This is a genomic window from Streptomyces sp. NPDC057939, from assembly GCF_042887545.1.
GTDB lineage: Bacteria > Actinomycetota > Actinomycetes > Streptomycetales > Streptomycetaceae > Streptomyces.
Window position 1 is genome coordinate 84,992 of record NZ_JBHVPG010000001.1, and the last position, 21,336, is coordinate 106,327.

The following is a 21,336-nucleotide window of genomic DNA, read 5'->3' on the forward strand; positions in this document are numbered from 1 at the left end:
GCCGCGTGCTCACACAACTCGTCGCCGCGTCAGGGGTACTGGCCCTGCTGACCGTCGTGCCGGGGCCCGACATGGCCATCGTGACCAGGCGGGCCGTCTCGCGCGGGCGGGCCGACGGGCTGCGCACGGTGGGCGGGATCGCCGCCGGACTCCTGCTGTGGGGCGCCCTCACGGTGGCCGGACTCGCCGCGCTGCTCGCCGCTTCCGCCGAGGTGTACCTGGTGGTCAAGCTCGCGGGGGCGGCGTACCTGTGCTTCCTCGGCGTCCGGTCCCTGCACCGGCCCGGCGCGGGAGGGGAGCCGTTGGAGGGAACCGGGGACGGAGCGCGGGACGGAGCGGGGGCTCCGGTGAAGGCGACGGGGACGGGGCCGGGGACGGGGACGGCGGCGACATCGGCGGGCGGCGCCTGGCGCACCGGCCTGATCGCCAACGCCCTCAACCCGAAGATCGCCGTGTTCTACACCGGCCTGCTGCCCTCGCTGGCCCCGGAGGGCCTGCCTGCGGCGGCGGGGATGGCCCTCCTGGTGCTGGTCCACGTGGTGCTGACGGTGGCCTGGTTGAGCACCTACGTCTACGTCCTGTCCCGCGCCCGGCGCTTCTTCGCCCGCCCGCGCGTCCGCCGGACGATGGACCGGGTGACGGGCGTCGTACTGATCGGCTTCGGGGTACGGGTGGCGACTTCGGCCACGTAGCTCGCGGGTAGGGGCTGACCACACCCCCACGTGCTATCCCACCAGCCGGTCGAGCTCTTCCGCGATGGCCGCTCGTACGGCGTCGTGGCGGGGGGCGAGGGCGTACCGGTCGCCGCGCCAGAACTCCTCGTCCTCGTAGAGCCAGACCGGCAGCCGGACGATGTCGTCCGCCTCCCAGTCGTAGCGGGGCCAGATGTGGGCGTGCAGGTACGGGTCGGTGTTCCCGAGGATCTCGATGTTCACCCGGCGGAACGCCGGATCGAGGCGCGCGCAGGCACGCTCGACTGCCTCCGCGAGCCGCTCCAGGTCGGTGAGGTACGCGATGCGGCGCGCCGGCGGCAGGTCGGAGAGGCGGGTCACGGCGGGGTCGTCGGTCAGCAGCACGGCGTACCCGGGGAGGAACTGCCGGTCGCCGATGGCCGCGAATCCGGAGTCGAGGCGGCGCAGGACGGTGGGGTTCTCCCCCCGGTGCGCGCTGCCGATCCGGTCTCTTCTCCAGTCGGCCGGCTTGTCGGTGTCTTTCATCCCCGGACCGTACCGGAGGCCGCGTTGGAGCCTGCGAAAAGGTCGTCAGATGGCTCTGAAGTAGGGCGGGTCATACCTGAGAGCTACGCCTGAAGGCGGCTCCGCAGCGTGACGCCGACGAGGGCCCCTGATTTCTAACTTCTGTACCAGAGCGGGCGATTGCCCGGTCTGGACCGCAGGAGAAGGAAGAGGGAACGCGCCATGACCACCGGCAACCGCATCCGCCGTACTCTGCTGGCCGGCCTCGTCGCCGCAGCCGTCGTGTTCCCCGTGTCCGCGGCGGCGTCACCGCAGGCTCCCGCACCCTTGCCCGCGGTCCTCGCCGAGTCCGCGACCGCGCAGGAGCGCTACACCGCCAACCTCGACAACCTCACGCAGGCGGCCCGCCGGGCACAGGACGCCGGCCACCTCACCCGGTCCGCGAAACTGCGGGCCATGGCCGGCACTCCGGCGCCGGTTCCGCACGGAGCGCCCGCCCAGGCCGGCCCGGCCAGGTTCCTCGACTTCGACGGCCGGGGCCGGGGGCGGGCCGTCGAGGTGCTCGGCGACCTGGACACCGCCGACCGGATAGCGGTCCTGGTCCCCGGCTCCGACACCACCCTGGACACCTGGGCGCGCTTCCGTGAGGGAGCGGTGGCCCTCCAACAACGACTCCAGGCCGATCATCCGCGCTCCGCCGTGGTGGCCTGGCTCGGGTACGACACCCCGGGCACGGTCAGCACGACCGTCCTGACGGCCGCCCGCGCCGACCTCGCCGCCGCCGAACTGGGTCCCTTCCTGTCCCGGTTGCGGCACCTCACCGTCGACGGGGCCCGGATCTCGCTGCTCTGCCACTCCTACGGCTCGGTCGTCTGCGCCCGCACCACGACCGGCTCCGAGGTGACCGACATCGCCCTCTACGGCAGCCCCGGCACGAGAGCCGAAACTGCCGCCGAACTGCCCACCCGGGCGCGGGTGTGGGCGGGCCGGGGCACCGAGGACTGGATAGGAGGCGTCCCCCACATCCGTATCGGGTCGGTCGGCTTCGGTACCGACCCCGTGGAGCGCGCGTTCGGAGCCCGTCCCTTCGCCGCGGGAAGCGCCGGCCACAGCGACTACCTGAAGCCGGGCAGCACCTCCCTGGCTTCCTTGGCCCACATCGTCCTCGGCCCGCCGGCAGCCCCGAATCCGGTCACCCCCGTCGCCGCCGGCTCGCCGGCCGTTTCACCCCTCTCGGCTCCGGCCGCCGTGCTCGTCCCCGGGGAGGTCTCCCATGCTTAGGCTCGCCGCCCGCTGGTCCGCCCTCGCGGAGCGCGTGGACCGGGCCACCCCCGCCCACCGGGACCGCGCGGTGGACGCCCTGCGGGCCCTCGCGATCCTCGGAGTGGTCCTCGGGCACTGGCTGGTCACCGCACTGACCACCACCGCCGAAGGCGGCTTGAAGACCACCAGTCCGCTGGCCCACCAGCCCTGGCTGACCCCGCTCTCCTGGGTGTTCCAGACCCTGGCCGTGTTCTTCCTGGTCGGCGGCCATGTCGCGGCCCGGGGCCACGCCTCGGCACGAGCACGCGGAATTCCGTACGGCACCTGGGTCGGGCAGCGCCTCGGCCGGCTGTTCCGACCGGTGGCCGCGGTGCTCGGCCTGTGGGGCCTCGCGGCGGGCGGGATGCTGCTGGGAGGAGCGCAGCGGGACACCGTCATGACGCTGCTCGGGTTGGTGTGGTCACCGCTGTGGTTCCTGGTGGTGTTCGCCGTGCTCACGGCGGCCACACCGCTCGTCGCACGGCTCCCGCCGGTGTGGCCGGCGGCCGTGGTGATGGCCGTGGATGTGTGGCGGTTCGGCTTCGACGGTCCCGAGTGGATCGGCTGGGTCAATGTCGCCGCCGGCTGGCTCGTGCCCTACGCCTTGGGTGCCTCCTGGTCCCGGGGAGCGTGCGCCGGGCGGCGGTCGGCTCTGCTCCTGTGCCTCGGTGGCGCGTCCGCGGCGGCGGCGCTGGTGCTGTGGTGCGGGTACCCGGCGTCGATGGTGGGGGTTCCCGGCGCGGCGGTCTCCAACCTGAACCCGCCGACGGCGGCCGCCGTCGCCTTCGGTCTGGCCCAGTGCGGCCTGGTGCTGCTGCTCCGCGCGCCGCTGGACCGGGCGCTGCGGCGGCCCCGGGTCTGGGTGGTGGTGGCACTGGTGAACCTGTCGGCGATGACCGTCTTCCTCTGGCACCAGACCGCGATGATGGCCGTCACGGCCGTCGGGCTGTTGTTCTCCTCCGATGTGCCCGGCCTGCACACCGCCCCCGCTTCGGCTTCGTGGATCGCCGCCAGGCTGTTCTGGCTCCCGGTGTTCGCGGCGGCCCTGGGCGTCTGTTGGGCGGCGTTCCGCGCCCATGAACACCCCCGTCCCACCCGACGCCACCGGGCCCGCGCCGCCGCCACCGCGGTTCGGGGCGCCGCGGGCCGGGGCGCCGACCCGACCCCGTGCCCCGTCCGGCCCGTGCCCCCGAGGTGTGCCACGGCCACCGTCCTGCCGGGCCCGAAGGGTGTCCGGGTTCGCCCGGCCGCCGTCGAGGAGATCACCCATGCCTAGGCTGACCCGCGTGAACAAGCAGCCCGCGCCCATGGATACGTCCCCACGGACCGAACCGGTCGAGCACGGGGATCGGTTCGGCGAGCTCTTCACCCTCCGGTACGACCCGCTGCCGAGGATGGCCCGACCGCGCCGGCTGGCCCGGCTGCCGCACGTGGTGGTCCTGCTCCTGGCGGTCTTCTTCGGCCTGACCACCAATCATGAACTCACCGAGTACTACCGGTTCACCGGCGGCCTTCCGGTCCTGGCGGCGGTGTTGACCGGCGCGTCCATCGCCCTCGCGTTGTTCCGCCCGATACCCGCCTGGTGGCTCGGCCTGTTCACCGCGGGACTGGCGGCCGGAGTGACTTACGCCCACGTACGGCAGAACGAGCCCTGGCCCTGGCTGCCGAGCGGGTACGTGGCCTTCGCCCTGATCATCCTGCTGGTGACGCTCCGCGTGTCCCCCCGGACCACGGTTTCCGTCGTCGCCCTCTCCACCGGCCTCACCGGGCTGACCGAGTTGTTCTTCGCGCCGGTGCAGGGTGCGAGCACGTTCGTCGTCTGCGGCGTGCTCTTCGGGGTCGCGGGGCTCCTGGGGTACGCGCTGCGCGCGATGCGGTCGGCCCGCCGACAGTTGGTCGTGCAGGAGAACGTGGCCGAGGAGGAGCGGGCCCGGCGGACCCTGCTGGAGGAACGCAGTCGGATCGCTCGGGAGTTGCACGACGTGGTCGCGCACCACATGTCGGTGATCTCCATCCAGGCGCAGGTCGCCCCGCACCTGGTGGAGAACCCGTCCGAGGAACTGAGGGAGAACCTGGCGGGCATCCGGCAGAACGCCCTGGAGGCCCTCACGGAACTGCGCCGGGTGTTGGGCGTACTGCGTTCCGAGCACCCGGAGGATCCCGCCAACCCCCATCACCCGCAGCCGACCCTCGCCGAACTGGAAGGCCTCGTCGACAACGTGCGGGGTGCGGGGTTGGAGGTCACCACCGAGACTGCGGGGATCCGCCGGCCGCTGACGCCGGGCGTCGAGCTGACGGCGTACCGGATCGTGCAGGAGGCGCTGAGCAACTGTCTTCGGCATGCGCCCGGTTCGCGGGTCGAGGTCGGCATCGCGTACGGGCCGCGCGATCTGCACCTGTGCGTGGCGAACAGCGCTCCGACCCGGCCCGCGTCTCCCTCGCCGGGAGCGGGCCACGGGCTGCTCGGCATGCGGGAGCGGGCGGGCATGCTGGGGGGCGAACTGGCCGCGGGCCCACGCCCCGACGGCGGCTACGAGGTGAGCGTCGTACTACCCCTGGATCCGGCGGTCGGGTCCTCCTCCGAGACGAAGAAGAAGGACAGATGAGCACTCCGATCAGAGTGATGATCGCCGACGACCAGATGATGGTGCGGCAGGGCTTCACCGTGCTCCTCAACGCGCAGCCGGACATCGAGGTGGTCGGCCAGGCCGTGGACGGCGCGGACGCGGTGGCGAAGGTCGCCGAGCTCGCTCCGGACGTGGTGCTGATGGACATCCGCATGCCTGGCATGGGAGGGATCGAAGCGACCTCGGTGATCGCCGGCGCTCCCGGTTCGGCGGTGCGGGTGCTCGTGCTGACCACTTTCGACCTCGACGAGTACGTCTACGAGGCGCTGCGGGCGGGCGCCTCCGGGTTCCTCCTGAAGGACGCCTCGGCCGAGCAGCTCGCCGAGGCGGTGCGGGTGGTCGCCGGCGGTGAGGCCCTGCTGTCGCCGAACATCACGAAGCGGCTGATCACCGAGTTCTCCCGGCTGGGGGCGCCGCGGGCGCCGTCGAAGGCACGGATCGACGCCTTGACGGAGCGGGAGACGGAGGTGCTGTCGCTGATCGCCCAGGGGTTGTCCAACGCGGAGATCGCGGAGCACCTGATCGTGGCTGAGCAGACGGTGAAGACGCATGTGAGCCGGGTCCTGGTGAAGCTGGGCCTGCGGGACCGCACGCAGGCGGCGGTGTTCGCCTACGAGACGGGTCTGGTCCGTCCGTCGGGCTACTGAGGGGCCCGTGTAGTACCTGAGAGGGACCCTCGGAAATCCCCTTCCCTGCCGACGCGGGCGACGCCGGCCCCCGCCTACGGTTCATGTATGACCGAGACGACCACCGGGGCGACCCCCCGGCCGCCAGAATTGCGGATGGCCACGGGCATCGTGCAGAGCCTGCGCGATGACCTGATCACCGATGCCTTCGCCTACCGTCCGCTTCCGCCGATGCGTACGGACGGGCCGCTGACCCGGCGGCTGTCCGCGAGGACGGCCGGCAGGGTGGCGTACCTGCCGCACATGGCGATATGCGCGATGGCGTTCTTCGTGGTCCTGTTGTCGAGTGCCGACAACGTCGGCGGTGTGCCCGTCCAGTACCTGGTGATGGGGCTGATCGCGGCGACACCGCTGCTGATGACCCTGGTCCGTCCCGTGGGGGCCTTCTGGGCGGCTCTGGCGGCCACCGCTGTGCTCTCCATGTTCCACAGCCAGGGCTTCACCTGGCCGTGGTCGCCGGGCACCTTCGTGGCCTACCTCGCGACGATGACGGTGGTTGCGGCGCGGACGCGGCCGCGGGTGGCCGGCTGGATGTGGGCGATCACGGTGGTGTTCGGCGCGGTCCTGCCGATCCTGGCCGGTTCCAGCGGCGCGGGGGAGGTCGCCCCGATGGCTTTCGCCTCGGCGGTGGCGCTGCTGATCGTCACGGTGCGCAACACCCGCAGGGATGCGCGGCAGGAGGTCACGGCGCAGCAGGAGGTCACGGCCGTCGAGCGGGACCGGCGGACGCTGCTGGAGGAGCGGACGACGATCGCTCGGGAGTTGCACGACGTGGTCGCCCACCACATGTCGGTGGTGGCGATCCAGGCCGAGGCGGCCCCGTACCGGGTGAAGAACCCGCCGCCGGAGCTGGAGGCGGCGTTCGTCACCATCCGGGAGAACGCGGTGGCGGCGCTGACGGAGCTGCGCCGGGTGCTGGGTGTGGTCCGTTCCGCGGACTACGAGGCGCCGGACGCGCCGCAGCCGACGCTGGCCTCGCTGGAGGGGCTGCTGGCCAATGTGCGGGAGGCCGGTCTGCAGGTGGAGAAGACCGTCACCGGTGCCGTGCGGGAGCTGCCGCAGGGGGTGGAGCTGTCGGCCTACCGGATCATTCAGGAGGCCCTGAGCAACAGCCTGCGGCACGCGCCGGGTGCGGCGGCCGGGGTGGAGGTCTCCTACGTGCTGGGTGGTCTGGGGGTACGGGTCGTGAACGGCCCGCCGGTCGGTGATGTCCGTCCTTCGCCCGGCGCGGGCCACGGGATCACCGGGATGCGGGAGCGGGTGGCCATGCTGGAGGGTGAGATGACCGCCGGGGAGAGCGCCGACGGCGGGTACGAGGTCGCGGTGTTCATACCGGTGCGCAGCCGGCCGGAGCCTGTGGAGGAGTCGAAATGACGATCAGAGTGCTGATCGTCGACGACCAGATGATGGTGCGCGAGGGCTTCTCGGTCCTGCTGAACGCGATGGACGGCATCGAGGTCGTGGGCGAGGCCGTCGACGGCCGGCAGGCCATCGCGCAGGTCGCGGCCCTGCGGCCGGACGTGGTGTTGATGGACATCCGGATGCCGGTGATGAACGGCCTGGAGGCGACGCGGCAGATCGTGGCGTCCGACACGGACGCGAAGGTCCTGGTACTGACCACCTTCGACCTCGACGAGTACGTGTACCAGGCGCTGCGGGCGGGTGCGTCGGGGTTCCTGCTGAAGGACGCGTCGGCCCGGCAGCTGGCGGACGGGGTGCGGGTGGTCGCCGCCGGTGAGGCCCTGTTGGCCCCGTCGGTGACGAAGCGGTTGATCGTGGAGTTCTCCAAGCTGGCGGAGGCTCCCCGCCTCGCCGATCCGGCGGGGGTGACGGAACTGACGGAACGGGAGACGGAGGTGCTGGTCCTCATCGCTCAGGGCCTGTCCAACGCCGAGATAGCGGACCGGCTGATGGTCGCGGAGTCCACGATCAAGACGCACGTGAGCCGGATCCTGGTGAAACTGGGCCTCCGTGACCGGACTCAGGCGGCGGTGTTCGCCTACGAGACCCGACTGGTGACGCCGGCGTAGCGCTCGACACCGCCTGTCGTCCGAGCTCTTCAGGGCGTGCAGGTGATGCGCAGCCACCGGGCGAACACGCCGACCACGCCGACCACGCCGATGTGAACGAGGTCGGGCCGACGGGAAGCCGATCCGGGGAGTCGGTCCCGGACGGTCGGTCCCGGACGGTCCCTCCGGGACGGTCGGGAGGGGCAGGATGGGCGGGCCCCGGCGCGGACTGCCCGCGCGTCACGACTGCGGGCGGTGTGCACGTTTCCGTCCCACGGCCCGAGCGGGCTCCCGCGCGCACTCGCGCACGAGCGGCTGGCGTCCTCTGCCGGCGTAGACCCGCCGGCTCCTCCCGGCAGGTGGAGCGGCGACCCCTTGCCGCCCCGGGGAAACGGCCTACGCTGCGAGGATGGGTTTTGATCCGTGGGACGCCGCGTTCGTAGCCGATCCGTACCCCGCCTACCGGGAGTTGCGGGAGCAGGGGCGGGCCCTGTGGTCCGAGGCGACCGGGCAGTGGCTGGTGCCGCACTACGGCGACGTGAACGCGCTGCTGCGGGACCGTCGGCTGGGCCGTACCTACCTGCACCGTTTCTCGCACGAGGAGTTCGGCCGCGAGGCCCCGCCGCCGGAGCACGAGCCGTTCCACACGCTCAACGACAACGGCATGTTGGACCTGGAGGATCCCGCACACGGACGGGTGCGTCGCCTGGTGGCAAAGGCGTTCACCCCTCGCACCGTTGAGCGGCTCGCCCCCGAGGTGGAAAGGCTGGCCCGGGAATTGGTGGACGGGCTGCGGAAGGACGGGGGCGGGGACCTGCTGACGGCGGTAGCGGAACCACTGCCGGTGGCGGTCATCGGGGAGTTGCTCGGCATCCCGGCGGCGGACCGGGGCCTGTTGCGCCCGTGGTCGGCGGACATCTGCGGCATGTTCGAGCTGCGGCCGGACGAGGAAACCGCGCGGCGGGCCGTGACGGCGAGCGTGGAGTTCAGCGCGTACCTGCGGGAGCTGATCGCCGAACGTCGCACGCGCCCCGGGACGGATTTGATCTCCGGGCTGATCGCCGCCCACGATGACGAGGGGCGCCTCAGCGAACAGGAAATGATCTCCACCTGTGTGCTCCTGCTGAACGCGGGGCACGAGGCGACCGTCAACACGACGGTGAACGGCTGGTGGGCCCTCTTCCGCAATCCGGGACAGCTCGCGGAGCTCCGTGCGGACCCCGGAGCGTCGGATCCGAAAAAGTTGTCCACAGCTGTGGATGAACTTATGCGCTACGACACGCCCCTCCAGCTGTTCGAGCGCTGGGTTCTCGAAGACATCCAGGTCGGAGGCACTTTCATCCCCCGTGGAGCCGAGGTCGCCCTGCTCTTCGGCTCCGCCAATCGGGACCCCGCACGATTCACAAACCCGGATGAACTGGACCTGGCGCGGGCCGACAACCCTCATCTGACCTTCGGAGCGGGCATCCACTACTGCCTGGGAGCCCCCCTGGCCCGGCTGGAACTGGCTGCCTCGTTCGGGGCCCTGCTGGAGCCGGGCCTCCCGCCACTGAGGCTGGTACGGGAGCCCCGGTGGCAGGACGGCTACGTCATCCGCGGCCTGCGCGAACTGCTCGTGGAGTTCTGAGCGGGAGGATCGGCCGCCGGACTTCCGGACTTCCGGACTCCCGGACTCCCGGACTCCCGGACTCCCGGACTTCCTTCGACCCGTCAGCCGGCGATGTCGATGTGCATGTTGAAGCGGACCCCGTTGACCTTCACCAGCAGGTTCCCCTGCACCTTGCGCCGGGCGAGGGTCCCTCCGACCGATCCCTTGCCGAGAGCGGCCTTGTCCTGCGGGGCGTGGCTGACGAACTCCGTGAAGATGCCGCCCCCGGCGAGCGCGGCGGCCTGCCGCCATTCGTCGCGCAGTTCGCCGTAGGTGTCCGCGTCCATCCCGGAGCCACCGAGGCCCAGGTTGATGCGTTCGCCGCCCACGTACGCGTCGGCGCACTGCTTGAGGATGGTCGGGACCAGCGTGTTCTTGAGGCTGTAGTGCGCCTTCACCGCCGCCAGCAGCCCGCTCGCGTCCCCGGCCAACGTGGCCTTGCGCGCGTCCTTCGCGCCCGACCGGACGATGTCCTCCCGGTCGCTGTCGATGGTCTTGCGGGCCTGCTCGAAGCCGTGTTCGGGGTTCTGTGCGATCCCGACCGACAGGTCCCACTTGCTCGCGGGCACCCATTCGGGGTCGAACCCGATCTCCTCGCAGTAGTCCCTGAGGTTCTGGTCGGCTTCGGCCGCGGACTTGGCGTACTTCGGCATGCGTCCCCTCCGATGTCGTTCGTTCGTGCAGCGACGCGGTCCAACGTGCCACGGAGGGGACGGTCCGTCAGGCGTTCCGTGCAGATGGTGAAAAGGGCCTACGAATGGGGCGACTGAGGCGGCCGGCCGGGGTGTCAGCAGGTCGAGTGGAACAGCCCGCCGACCCGACGGGTGGCGGCCAGGGTGTTGTACAGGGCGACGGCTTCGGAGGTCTCCGCCAGGTGCGCCTCGACACCGGCCGCGCGCAGCAGTTCCAGCGTTTCCGGAGCCACCTTGAGCCGCCGGTGCATGCCGAGGCCGAGGACGAGCACCTCGGCGCCCCGGTCGAGCAGTTCGCGTACGTCCCCCGGCTGGATCCCGGGGTCGTGCCGGGTGCCGTTCTCGGCCCAGTCCCAGGGGTGGCCGCCGCCCGGGTACAGCACGAAGTCCTTGCCCGTGGCCTGCCCGTCGATCTCCATCCGGCCCCATTCGAGGGCGGTGATCCGCGGGGAGGGACGACCGTCGGTCGCGTCAAAACCTGTCATGAACACCAGCATCCCAGCACCCGCCCCGGTCGACTCCGTCCCCCTCCCGGTGGACGATGGGACGGGGGACTGCGGCACGTCAAAGGACTGATCATGTTCGAAGACACCAAGGCGTTCAGCGGATTCGCGGTCGACGACATCCCCCGGGCCAAGGAGTTCTACGCGGGCACGCTCGGCCTGCGCGTCAGCGAGGAGAACGGCATGCTCCTGCTGCACCTCGCGGGCGACACCGACGTGCTCGTGTATCCGAAGGACGACCACGAGCCCGCCGGCTTCACGATCCTCAACTTCCCCGTACCCGACGTCGAGCGGGCGGTCGACGAGCTCGCGGCGGCCGGGGTCGCCTTCGAGCGGTACCCGGGCTTCGACACCGACGCCAAGGGCATCGTCCGCGGCGACGGGGGCCCGCCCATCGCCTGGTTCAAGGACCCGGCGGGCAACGTCCTGTCCGTACTCGAACCGATGTGACCCGACCGGTACGACAGCACGAAATCGGGCCGGGACGGCGGGGGCGGAACGGGTTGCGCGGAGCGGAGCGCGCTGCGGTGGCGGAGCCCCGGGGCCCTGCCTAGCGTGGGCAGCGCATCCGGACACGCACCCCACCCGCCGCGAGAGAGGCCCCGCCCCATGCCCGCCACGTCCGACAAGCCCTCCATCGTCCTGGTCCACGGATTCTGGGGCGGCGCCGCCCACTGGGCCAAGGTGATCACCGAACTGCACCGGCGCGGCTTCGAAGACCTGCACGCCGTGGAAAACCCCCTGACGTCCCTGTCCGACGACGCCGAACGCACCCGCAAGATGGTCCGGCAGATCGACGGCCCGGTGCTGCTGGTCGGGCACTCGTACGGCGGAGCGGTCATCACCGAGGCCGGTGACCTGCCGAACGTGGCCGGGCTGGTGTACGTCGCGGCGTTCGCCCCGGACGGCGGGGAGAGCCCCGGACAGCTCACCGAGCAGCACCCGCCGGCGGCGTTCGCGAACATCGCGCCGGACTCGGACGGCTACCTGTGGGTCAAGCAGGACGCGTTCCACGAGAGCTTCGCGCAGGACCTGGCGCCGGAGGAGGCACTGGTCATGGCGGTCACGCAGAAGGCCCCGCTCGGGTCGACCTTCGGTGACGCGGTGACCTCGCCGGCGTGGCGCAAGAAGCCGTCCTGGTACCAGGTGTCCACCGAGGACCGCATGATCGACCCGAACAACGAGCGCCGCATGGCGGAGCGGATGAACCCCCGCAAGACGATCGAGCTGAACGCCTCGCACGCCTCCCTGGCCTCCCAGCCGGGCGCGGTGACGGACCTGATCGAGGCCGCCGCCACGGACCTGTCCGGCCGCTGACCGACCGACCGCCGACCGACCGCCGACCACCCTGCTGGGCTGCGGCCGACCGGACGACCGACGGGCGACCGACCGGACGGCTGACGTGCGACGGACCGGACGACCGACGGGACGACCGACCGGACGGCCGACGGGACGACCGACGAGGCCCGCCCGGCCCCGGGGCGGGCCTCCCCGAAGCCGAGGGGAACCGCCCGCCCCGCCGAGAACCGCCCCCGCCCCGCCGCTACCCCCGCGGCAGGGTCAGGGACCACGCCGACCGGCGCAGGGTCCACGTACGCCGCCGGACCGGCCCCGACAGGACCTGGTTGGCCCGGTAGCGGAAGTCCGCCCCGGACACCGTGACCGTCTCGGCCCGGCCCGTCAGCGGCAGGCCGCCCGACAGCCGGACCACCACCTCCGCGGGCCCGCCCGGCTCGGGCGTGCGCACGGCGACGTCCTCGACGGGGTGGTCGAGGTCGGCCAGGACCACCCCGTCGACCTCGATCCGCAGCCGGTGCACCGGGCGCGCCTCGGGTGCGGCCGGGCTCGGCAGCAGCGTCCGCAGCAGGGAACGGTAGGTGCCGCCCCACCGCGTCACCGTGAGCGTGCGCGGCGGTGGCGGGATCCGCAGCCCGCCCAGCACCACGCCGTCGCTGTCGTCGACGAGGAGGTCCCGGGAACGGCTCACCCCGTCCAGGGCGGCGCGCGCCGCCGGCACCGCCGACAGCGGCACTCCCAGTGCCCCGGCCAGCGCCAGCGAGCCCGGTGGGCCGACGGGTACCAGCGAGAGGGCGCCCTCGCCCATTCCGCGTTCCCGTTCCCGGTGCAGCAGCCCCACCGCGCGGACCAGCGCGCGGTCGTCCCCCACGATCACCGGCCGCCGATGACCCCGGCGGGCGAGGGCCCGCGCAAATTCCTCCTGCGAATCCGGGAGGCAGATTTTCGCCGCCGCTCCCGCTGACAACACATCCTTCGCGATTCGCACGGACTCGCCGTCAAGACGGCGGGCGACCGGGTCGACGAGCACGAGCAGGCCGCCTACCGGCGCGCCCGCGTGGCTCATGGTGGGCTCTGGAGCCGACACCTCGGTCCTTCCTCGGGTAGCATCTTTGTGCAAGAGGCCCTTGCGCTATTGCGCCAGGGCCTTCGTCTATTCCGGGGCACCGGTCCGACGGCTCAGCCTGCGGTGTACATCGTCGTACGCCCCCTGACCTTGGACATGCCCCATCCGGAAGAGGTGTACGCCTGTGCCCGCTCTTGTGCTGCTCGGAGCTCAGTGGGGTGACGAGGGCAAGGGAAAGGCCACCGACCTGCTCGGTGGATCCGTTGACTATGTAGTGCGCTACCAGGGTGGTAACAACGCCGGCCACACGGTCGTCGTCGGTGACCAGAAGTACGCACTGCACCTTCTCCCCTCCGGCATCCTCTCACCCGGATGCACCCCGGTCATCGGCAACGGTGTCGTCGTCGACCCGGCCGTCCTGCTCTCCGAGCTTCGCGGCCTGAACGAGCGCGGCATCGACACCTCCAAGCTGCTCATCAGCGGCAACGCGCACCTGATCACGCCGTACAACGTCACCCTCGACAAGGTCGGCGAGCGCTTCCTCGGCAAGCGCAAGATCGGTACGACCGGCCGCGGCATCGGCCCGACCTACGCGGACAAGATCAACCGCGTCGGCATCCGCGTGCAGGACCTGTACGACGAGTCGATCCTCACCCAGAAGGTCGAAGCGGCGCTGGAGGGCAAGAACCAGCTCCTGGCGAAGCTGTACAACCGCCGCGCGATCGAGGCGGAGGCGATCGTCGAGGAGATGCTCCAGTACGCGGAGCAGATCAAGGGCTACGTCGCCGACACCACCCTGATCCTCAACAACGCGCTCGACGAGGACAAGGTCGTGCTCTTCGAGGGCGGCCAGGGCACCCTGCTCGACGTCGACCACGGCACGTACCCCTTCGTCACCTCCTCGAACCCGACCGCCGGCGGCGCCTGCACCGGCACCGGCGTGGGCCCGACGAAGATCAGCCGCGTCATCGGCATCCTCAAGGCCTACACCACCCGCGTCGGCGCCGGCCCGTTCCCGACGGAGCTGTTCGACGAGGACGGCGAGGCCCTGCGCCGCATCGGTGGCGAGCGCGGTGTCACCACCGGCCGTGACCGTCGCTGCGGCTGGTTCGACGCCCCGATCGCCCGCTACGCGACCCGCGTGAACGGTCTGACGGACTTCTTCCTCACCAAGCTGGACGTGCTGACCGGCTGGGAGGAGATCCCCGTCTGCGTCGCGTACGAGATCGACGGCAAGCGCGTCGAGGAGCTCCCGTACTCGCAGTCGGACTTCCACCACGCGAAGCCGATCTACGAAACCCTCCCCGGCTGGTCCGAGGACATCACCAAGGCCAAGACCTTCGCGGACCTCCCGAAGAACGCCCAGGCGTACGTCAAGGCCCTGGAGGAGATGTCGGGCGCACCGATCTCCGCGATCGGCGTCGGCCCCGGCCGCACCGAGACGATCGAGATCAACTCGTTCCTGTAGGGATCCCCGCGGACGCGACCTCCGCGGACGTCGCGGACGCGACCTCCGCGGACGCGATCCCCGCGGTACCACGCCCCGAGCGGGGCGGTCGGCACGTTCGCCGACCGCCCCGCTCGGGCGTTCCCGGGCCGTCCGTGCGGGTCAGCAGAAGGCCTCCCTCGCCACGGCGGCGCCCTTGTTCCAGCCCTGACTGAACTGCTGGTTCGCCGATGCCGGGGCCGTCGCGGCGCAGTTCGCCCTGACGGCGTCCCAGCCGGCGACGATGCCGGCCTTCAGCGTGGTGCCGGTCGGGTTCGTGGTGGTGCCCCCGCCGCTGCACCGAGTGACGGTCGACCCCTGCTTGACCGAGTACGTGGCGTCCTTCTTCTGCTTGGCGATCGTGAAGGTGCCGTCCGGACTCATGCTGAAACCGGCGCCGATGCCGGTGGACGATTCCAGGTAGGCGGGCCCCGGCAGGAACCCGCCGCCCGAGACGTTCACCGTGCCGTCCGGCAGGACGCCGGACAGCGAACACGTGGCGGCGGGAACGGCCGCGGGGGCCGACGGGGCCTGGGCGAAGGCGGTGGATCCGAGAGCGAGCGAACCCACCACGACGGGGGTGAGCAGGGTCAGACGCGTGCGTCGGTTCATGGTGTTTCCTCCCGTGCGGGAGAGGGGGCGAGAAGGGGGAGCGGGCGTAACGCGCGGGACGCGCGGGGCCCCCGTCGAGGGCCCGCGGGACCGGCACGGCGGCCGTGGGGCCGGACGTGTCCGCCGGTTCCCATCGTCTCCCGCCCGCCCGTACGTGTCGACCCAGGCCGACCGGCTACACGACGCCCGGCCTCGGGGCCGAGTACGTGCGCAGGGTGACGCCGTGCCGGGTGTGGAGCCGGAAGATCTCGAAGGCCGCCACCGCCGTGGTCGCCAGCGCGCCCCCGACGGGCAGCGTCCAGGTGTCGTCGGGCCAGCCGCCGAACGGGTAGAAGACGCTCTGGACGGCGAACTCCCAGGCCAGCACGACCGTCAACAGCGCGGGCAGGGCCTGGTGGACCTCCACGGTGCGGAACATGTGCCGGGACGCCGCGGGTACCGCGTAGAGGATGAACGCGATCCCCCGCCCCGCCAGGACGATGCCCAGGACGATGGACACGTACGTCAGGGGCGCGCGGACGCCGAAGTGGGCCGGCACCAGCAGGATGAGGAGGGCCGCCACCCCCACGAGCGCCGCGTGCCCGACGAACGCGCCGACCGCGATCAGCGGCCCGCGCAGCCGCGCCCCCATCCGCCCCCGGTGCCCGGGCCGGGCGGAGACGATGAACACCCCCACCACCAACGGCACGCTGCACAGCAACAGCACGGGGGTCAGCGCCACCTTGAGCAGCCCGTCCCCCAACCAGAAGAGGATGTACTTCTCCTCGCCCAGCACGATCGGCACCTTCACCAGCAGGGCCATCGCCAATCCGCCCCAGAACCGGACCGCTTGCAGCGTCCGCACGTACGGATCGTCGAGCACGGAATTGCTGTCCGGCTCCATGAACCGCTCGACGAGCAGCCGGTCCTTGTTCTCACCTGTGTCAACCAAGTCCCCCCGCATACAACGATGTTGGCATCACGGGAGAGCGGAGGACAGCCTTCCTCCGGGCGCTTGCAGGGCGTTCTCGGGGCGCGGCCCGGGGCCGGGGACGGGACCGCCGACGAGACCGCGGAGCAGCGCGGCCGGGACCGGACCGGCCCTCTCGAAGACCCGGCCCCGCCCCGCCTACCAGCCCAGTTGGGCGATCTCCTCGGAGACCACCGCGCAGGCGTCCGCCGCCGGGTCGATCAGGGGGAAGTGGCCGACCCCGTCCAGCAGGGTCAGCCCGACCGTCTCCCCCGCCTTCGCCGCCGCGGCGACGTACGACTCCGCCACCGCGTGCGGGACCACGATGTCGCCCCGCCCGTGGACGACGGCGGTGGCGATGCCCGTCGGGAGCAGGGCCGCCGGGTCCGCGAAGGGCAGTCGCTCCGCCCAGTGCTCGGCGCCGCCCAGCAGCTGCGCGGACGCGCCGCCGCACACCTCCAGTTCCTCGGCCGCGGCGAAGTCGGCGATCGGGGCCAACGCCACCACCCCGCGCAGGTCCGGCGGGCCGTCCAGCCGCCACGGGGAGCCGACGGGCAGTACGTGCCGGGCCGCGGCCCACAGCGCGAGGTGGCCGCCCGCGGAGTGGCCGGTCACGACCGTGCGGCGCGGGTCGGCCTCGGGGAGCGCGGCCGCGGCCAGCCCGGGGAGGGCGTCCATCGCGGCGGCGACGTCGTCGAAGGTCTCGGGCCAGCGTCCCGCGACGGGACCGCCGGCCCCCTGGTGCGGCAGCGAACTGCCGCGCCGGTATTCGACGTTGGCGACGGCGAAGCCCTGGCGGGCCAGGAAGCCGGCGAGCGGGGTGATGTGCTGCCGGTCGTACGGGGCGCGCCAGGCCCCGCCGTGCAGGACGACGACCAGGGGGGCGGAGCCGGGCCCGCCGCCGTCACCGTGCGGGGCGTAGAAGTCGATGACCTGGTCGGGGTGTTCCCCGTACGCGGCGGTCGCGTCGGGGAGGACCGGGGGGTGGGAGAAGGCCGAGGCGGCCTCGGCGGCGTCCCGTTCGACTGCGGGGTCCGTCATCGGCTCAACCTCTCGGTAACGCGTGTGACAGCGGGGACTGATGTTCCGGTGTTCCGGCAGAGCGGGACCGTATCAGGCGTGAACCCGCCCCCGGACGGCCGGAGCCCGGTTCGTCACGGTGGGCGGGGCCGTGGCCCCGCCCACCCGACTGCTGTGACGTTTCGCTACCGCGTCACCCGAAAATGTGACCCAGTGTCCGCGCCGCGCGCTCGACGTCGGCGAATCCGACGTAGAGCGGGGTGAAGCCGAAGCGCAGGACGTCGGGTGCCCGGAAGTCCCCGACGACGCCCCGCGCGATGAGCTCCGTCATGACCTCGCGGGCGTTCTCGGCGCGCAGCGATACCTGGCTGCCGCGAGCCCCGTGGCCGGCCGGGGTGACCGGCTCGACGCGGCCCCGCGGAACGTACGCCGCGACGCATTCGAGGAAGAAGTCCGTCAACGCGAGGGACTTGGCGCGGACGTCGTCGACGTCCACGCCCTCCCACACGTCGAGGGCCGCTTCCAACGCCAGCATGGACAGGATGTCCGGAGTGCCGACGCGCGCGCGGGTCGCGCCCGGGGCGGGCTCGTAGGCCGGGGTCATCGCGAAGGGCTCCGCGTGCCCGTTCCAGCCGGGCAGCGGGGAGTCGAAGGACTCCTGGTGCCGTTCGGCCACGTAGATGTAGGCCGGGGAACCGGGCCCTCCGTTGAGGTACTTGTACGTGCAGCCGACCGCGAGGTCGACGGCGTGCGCGTCCAGCCCCACCGGCAGGGCGCCCGCCGAATGGCACAGGTCCCAGACGACCAGCGCGCCCGCCGCGTGCGCGGCGGCGGTGAGGGCGGGCAGGTCGTGCAGCCGGCCCGTGCGGTAGTCGACGTGGTTGAGCAGCACCACCGCGGTGTCGGAGGTCATCTCCGAGGCCGCGTCGGACGGGTCGACGGCGACGACTTCGAGGCCGGTCATCCGGGCGGCGGAGGCGGCGATGTAGCCGTCCGTCGGGAAGGTCGCGGCGTCGACCAGCATCCGGGTGCGGCCGGGCCCGGCCAGCCGGGCGGCGCCGACGAGCGCCTTGAAGAGGTTGACGCTGGTGGAGTCGCCGACGGTGACCTGTCCGGGTCCGGCGCCGATCAGCGGGGCGATGCGGTCGCCGATCCGCTCGGGGGCGGTCCACCAGCCGCTCTCGTCCCAGGAGCGGATGAGCAGCTCGCCCCATTGGCGGCGCACGACGTCGCCCACGGCGTCGGGGACGCCGGTCGGGAGGGCGCCGAGGGAGTTGCCGTCGAGGTAGACGACCCCGTCGGGGAGGGTGAACCGGTCGCGGAGCTTGCCGAGCCCGTCGGCGGCGTCGAGTTCGGCGGCGCGGGCCCGCAGGCCCGCTTCGGCCGGGTGGGGCGCGGCGTCGGATCCGGTGGCGGCGCCGGACGCCGGCCCCGCCACCGGGTCGGACATCGGGTCCGGTATCGGGTCCGTTATCGGGTGCGTGTCAGACATGGCTGCGGGCCGTCCAGAGCTCGGGGAACACGTTCTTCGTCGCGCGCTTCTCCAGCCAGGCCACCCCGGCCGAGCCGCCCGTGCCCGTCTTCGCCCCCATCGCGCGGCGGGTCGCCACCAGGTGGTCGTTGCGCCAGCGCCAGACCAGTTCGGCCACGTCCGTGAGCACCTCGCCGAGTCGGTGCAGGTCGGAGTGCTCACCGGCGGGCTCGGCGTACAGGGCGGTCCAGACGGCCTCGACCTCGGGCGACGGTTCGTAGCGCGCCGCCAGGTCCCGGTCCAGGACCCGCTGCGGGACCGGCAGGCCGCGGCGGGCGAGCAGGCGCAGGGTCTCGTCGTAGAGGCCGGGCTCCTGGAGGGCCTTCTCCAGCTCGCCGTGGACGCGCGGGGCGCCCCGGTGCGGAACCAGCATCGACGCGGACTTGTCGCCGAGCAGGAACTCCATCCGCCGGTACATCGCGGACTGGAATCCGGAGCCCTCGCCGAGGGCGGACCGGTACGAGTTGAACTGGCCGGGGGTGAGCTGCGCGAGGGGGCGCCAGGAGGCGTTCAGGGCCTCCAGCTCGCGGAGGGATCGTTTCAGCGCGTCCATCGCGACGGGGATGTCGTCCTCGCGCAGGGCGCGGGCCGCGGTCTCCCACTCGTGGACGATGACCGTGAACCACAGCTCCATGACCTGGGTCGTGACCAGGAAGACCATCTCGCCGGGGTCGTCCGAGCGGAGGTGCTGGAGGTGGGTGAGGACGTCCGCCTGGACGTAGTCCTCGTAGGGCGTCGTGCCGGCGAAGTCGAGGTTCGGGGTGTCCGAACCGGCTCCGGAGGCATCAAGGGCGTGCGACATTTCTGTCTCCTCGACACGTGCTTCCGGGTAGCGGTCCGCTCCTTCCGTGAGGTAAGTGGAGCCCCGGTCCCCTGCATCGCATCATAAACAGGGGATCCGGAACCCCTCTAGGGCACTCGGCGCGCAGTTATGCGAGCGTGTCCGCAGCGGTCTCCGAGGAATCCCGCAGGAAGGTCGAGCAGCGCTCGTACTCCTCCTTCTCGCCGATCGCGCCGGCGGCGCGGGCCAGGGCGTTCAGGGCGCGCAGGAACCCGCGGTTCGGCTCGTGCTCCCACGGCACCGGGCCGTGCCCCTTCCAGCCCGCGCGGCGCAGGGAGTCCAGCCCGCGGTGGTAGCCCGTACGGGCGTACGCGTACGACTCGACCGTGTTTCCGGCGGCGAAGGCCCGGTCCGCGAGGGCGGCCCAGGCGAGGGAGGACGTGGGGTGGGCGGCGGCCACCTCGGCCGGGTCGGTGCCGGCGGCGAGGGCCTCGCGCGGCGCCGGCTCGTCGGGCAGGTGGGTGGGGGCGGGGCCCCCGAGCAGGTTCTGGTGAATCGACATGGGATCAGTGTGGCCGATGGCCCGACGCGACGGGCGTGCCCTGCCCGGACGGGACCGCCCCGGGGCCCGGCGACCGGGCCGGGGCCAGCTCCCGCCGCAGGACCGGAACGATCCGTTCCCCCAGGAGGTCGATCTGCTCCAGCACCGTCTCCCGCGGCAGCCCGGCGTGGTCGACGAGGAAGAGCTGGCGCCGGTAGTCCCCGTAGGCCTCCCGGAAGGTGAGGATCTTCTCGATGACCTCGTCCGGGCTGCCGACGGCCAGCGGGGTCCGCCGCGTGCGCTCCTCCAGGGACTCCCGGCGCCCGCGGACGGGCGAGGCGTCGAAGTACGGGCGGAACTCGCGCACGGCGTCCTGCGACCGCGCCCGGACGAAGACCTGGCCGCCCAGGCCGACGACGGCCTGCTCGGCGGTGCCGTGCCCGTGCTCGGCGTACCTGGTGCGGTACAGCTCCACCAGCCGCGCGTACTGCCCGACGGGGGCGAGGAGGTTGTCCACGAGCAGGCCGTCCCCGTAGTACGCGGCCCGCTCCGCGGTCTCCGGCGAGCGCACCGCCCCGTGCCACACGAAGGGCGGTACGCCGCCCAGCGGGCGGGGCGTGGAGGTGAAGCCGTCGAGGCGGGCGCGGGAACGGCCGCGCCAGTCGATGTTCTCCTCGCGCCACAGGCGGTGCAGCAGCGCGTAGTTCTCCCGGGCGAGCGCGACGGCCTGCCGGAGGTCCTGACCGAACCAGGGGTAGACGTTGGGGACGTTGCCGCGGCCCAGCGTCAGGTCCACGCGACCGTCCGCGAGGTGCTGGAGCAGCGCGAACTCCTCCGCGACGCGCACGGGGTCGTTGGTGGTGACGAGCGTCGTGGCGGTGGACAGGATCAGCCGCTCGGTGCGGGCGGCGACGTACGCGAGCAGGGTCGGCGGCGAGGAGGGCACGTGGGGCGGGTCGTGGTGCTCGCCGGTGGCGAAGACGTCGAGGCCCGCCTCCTCGGCCCGCACCGCGATGGCCGTCATCGCCTTGATCCGCTCGTGCTCGGTCGGCGTGCGGCCGGTGACCGGGTCGGAGGCGACATCGCCGATCGAGTAGACGCCGAACTGCACCACGCCGCCGCTCACCCCTCCGCCGTGGTCGCGCCGCGCACACCGTCGCTCGGCGCGGGTGCGGTGCCGGGGGGCAGGCCCCGGCACCGCGGTGCGTGGGGCCGGCCGCAGTGGCCCCTCGTGAAGGACCGTGCCGGACGCCCCGGCGGAGCGGCCACGTCCGGTCCCGCAGTCCGTCAAGTCACGCGGCGCGCGGCGGCGGGTGGTGGGGACCCCACCACGTTCCGCCCAAGCGCGGTGACGGGCGCACCTCCCCGCGCACGGTGTCCGCGACGGACGG

22 protein-coding genes are annotated in these 21,336 nt (G+C 72.4%); 11 read left to right on the forward strand and 11 right to left on the reverse strand.

From position 1 onward, the window contains the following. Positions 1-5: 5 nt before the first annotated feature. Positions 6-692 (forward strand): LysE family translocator, encoded by a 687-nt coding sequence (locus ACFVS6_RS00375; protein ID WP_389699727.1) that lies wholly within the window; start codon positions 6-8, stop codon positions 690-692. A 33-nt stretch (positions 693-725) separates the two neighbouring features. Here ACFVS6_RS00375 and ACFVS6_RS00380 read toward each other — a convergent pair whose 3' ends face one another. Further along, positions 726-1,217, reverse strand: coding sequence for an HIT family protein (locus ACFVS6_RS00380; RefSeq protein WP_389699728.1), 492 nt, complete (start codon positions 1,215-1,217; stop codon positions 726-728). A 201-nt stretch (positions 1,218-1,418) separates the two neighbouring features. Between ACFVS6_RS00380 and ACFVS6_RS00385 the strand changes: the two genes are divergently transcribed. From ACFVS6_RS00385 to ACFVS6_RS00415, 7 genes are all read left to right on the forward strand, one after another. Next, the gene (locus tag ACFVS6_RS00385; protein ID WP_389699729.1) at positions 1,419-2,477 is read left to right on the forward strand and encodes an alpha/beta hydrolase; all 1,059 of its coding nucleotides are present in this window, start codon (positions 1,419-1,421) and stop codon (positions 2,475-2,477) included. Then, positions 2,470-3,774, forward strand: a complete 1,305-nt coding sequence (locus ACFVS6_RS00390) for an acyltransferase (RefSeq protein ID WP_389699730.1) — start codon at positions 2,470-2,472, stop codon at positions 3,772-3,774. Before ACFVS6_RS00385 ends, ACFVS6_RS00390 begins: the two co-directional genes overlap by 8 nt. After that, on the forward strand, positions 3,767-5,104 hold the full coding sequence (locus ACFVS6_RS00395) for a histidine kinase (protein ID WP_389699731.1): 1,338 nt from the start codon (positions 3,767-3,769) through the stop codon (positions 5,102-5,104). Before ACFVS6_RS00390 ends, ACFVS6_RS00395 begins: the two co-directional genes overlap by 8 nt. Then, positions 5,101-5,772 (forward strand): response regulator, encoded by a 672-nt coding sequence (locus tag ACFVS6_RS00400; RefSeq protein ID WP_389699732.1) that lies wholly within the window; start codon positions 5,101-5,103, stop codon positions 5,770-5,772. The genes ACFVS6_RS00395 and ACFVS6_RS00400 overlap by 4 nt, the downstream gene beginning before the upstream one ends. An 87-nt stretch (positions 5,773-5,859) precedes the next feature. Beyond that, a complete protein-coding gene (locus ACFVS6_RS00405; RefSeq protein ID WP_389699733.1) occupies positions 5,860-7,185 on the forward strand; it encodes a sensor histidine kinase in 1,326 nt (441 codons plus the stop codon). Then, positions 7,182-7,841, forward strand: coding sequence for a response regulator (locus ACFVS6_RS00410; protein WP_389699734.1), 660 nt, complete (start codon positions 7,182-7,184; stop codon positions 7,839-7,841). Before ACFVS6_RS00405 ends, ACFVS6_RS00410 begins: the two co-directional genes overlap by 4 nt. A gap of 388 nt (positions 7,842-8,229) precedes the next feature. Continuing rightward, positions 8,230-9,447: a cytochrome P450 gene (locus ACFVS6_RS00415; protein WP_389699735.1), complete on the forward strand. Its 1,218-nt coding sequence runs from the start codon at positions 8,230-8,232 to the stop codon at positions 9,445-9,447. An 83-nt stretch (positions 9,448-9,530) separates the two neighbouring features. Here ACFVS6_RS00415 and ACFVS6_RS00420 read toward each other — a convergent pair whose 3' ends face one another. Further along, complete coding sequence (locus ACFVS6_RS00420; protein WP_389699736.1) at positions 9,531-10,121, reverse strand: hypothetical protein; 591 nt, start codon at positions 10,119-10,121, stop codon at positions 9,531-9,533. Between the two features lie 134 nt (positions 10,122-10,255). Then, positions 10,256-10,645 (reverse strand): Mth938-like domain-containing protein, encoded by a 390-nt coding sequence (locus ACFVS6_RS00425; RefSeq protein ID WP_389699737.1) that lies wholly within the window; start codon positions 10,643-10,645, stop codon positions 10,256-10,258. Positions 10,646-10,738: 93 nt separating this feature from the next. On the opposite strand from ACFVS6_RS00425, the gene ACFVS6_RS00430 reads away from it, so the two are divergent. Beyond that, positions 10,739-11,113 (forward strand): VOC family protein, encoded by a 375-nt coding sequence (locus ACFVS6_RS00430; RefSeq protein WP_389699738.1) that lies wholly within the window; start codon positions 10,739-10,741, stop codon positions 11,111-11,113. A 159-nt stretch (positions 11,114-11,272) separates the two neighbouring features. Next, positions 11,273-11,980 (forward strand): alpha/beta hydrolase, encoded by a 708-nt coding sequence (locus tag ACFVS6_RS00435; protein ID WP_389699739.1) that lies wholly within the window; start codon positions 11,273-11,275, stop codon positions 11,978-11,980. Positions 11,981-12,206: 226 nt separating this feature from the next. Here the strand turns inward: ACFVS6_RS00435 and ACFVS6_RS00440 are convergent, their stop codons facing one another. Next, complete coding sequence (locus tag ACFVS6_RS00440; protein WP_389700029.1) at positions 12,207-13,025, reverse strand: diacylglycerol kinase; 819 nt, start codon at positions 13,023-13,025, stop codon at positions 12,207-12,209. A 184-nt stretch (positions 13,026-13,209) separates the two neighbouring features. Between ACFVS6_RS00440 and ACFVS6_RS00445 the strand changes: the two genes are divergently transcribed. Continuing rightward, a complete protein-coding gene (locus ACFVS6_RS00445; RefSeq protein WP_388890825.1) occupies positions 13,210-14,493 on the forward strand; it encodes an adenylosuccinate synthase in 1,284 nt (427 codons plus the stop codon). 141 nt (positions 14,494-14,634) lie between these two features. On the opposite strand, the gene ACFVS6_RS00450 is transcribed toward ACFVS6_RS00445, so the two are convergent. From ACFVS6_RS00450 to ACFVS6_RS00480, 7 genes are all read right to left on the reverse strand, one after another. After that, positions 14,635-15,123 carry a hypothetical protein gene (locus tag ACFVS6_RS00450; RefSeq protein WP_389699740.1) on the reverse strand — a complete coding sequence of 163 codons (489 nt, stop codon included), beginning with the start codon at positions 15,121-15,123 and terminating at the stop codon, positions 14,635-14,637. 175 nt (positions 15,124-15,298) lie between these two features. Next, the gene (locus ACFVS6_RS00455) at positions 15,299-16,054 is read right to left on the reverse strand and encodes a hypothetical protein (protein WP_389699741.1); all 756 of its coding nucleotides are present in this window, start codon (positions 16,052-16,054) and stop codon (positions 15,299-15,301) included. 177 nt (positions 16,055-16,231) lie between these two features. After that, positions 16,232-17,113, reverse strand: coding sequence for an alpha/beta hydrolase (locus tag ACFVS6_RS00460; protein ID WP_389699742.1), 882 nt, complete (start codon positions 17,111-17,113; stop codon positions 16,232-16,234). A 172-nt stretch (positions 17,114-17,285) separates the two neighbouring features. Next, positions 17,286-18,542 (reverse strand): kynureninase, encoded by a 1,257-nt coding sequence (gene kynU, locus ACFVS6_RS00465; RefSeq protein WP_389699743.1) that lies wholly within the window; start codon positions 18,540-18,542, stop codon positions 17,286-17,288. 34 nt (positions 18,543-18,576) lie between these two features. Continuing rightward, a complete protein-coding gene (locus tag ACFVS6_RS00470; protein ID WP_389699744.1) occupies positions 18,577-19,425 on the reverse strand; it encodes a tryptophan 2,3-dioxygenase family protein in 849 nt (282 codons plus the stop codon). A gap of 127 nt (positions 19,426-19,552) precedes the next feature. Next, complete coding sequence (locus ACFVS6_RS00475; protein ID WP_389699745.1) at positions 19,553-19,966, reverse strand: DUF3151 domain-containing protein; 414 nt, start codon at positions 19,964-19,966, stop codon at positions 19,553-19,555. A 4-nt stretch (positions 19,967-19,970) separates the two neighbouring features. Then, positions 19,971-21,056 (reverse strand): CE1758 family FMN-dependent luciferase-like monooxygenase, encoded by a 1,086-nt coding sequence (locus ACFVS6_RS00480; RefSeq protein ID WP_389700030.1) that lies wholly within the window; start codon positions 21,054-21,056, stop codon positions 19,971-19,973. Between the last annotated feature and the right edge of the window lie 280 nt (positions 21,057-21,336).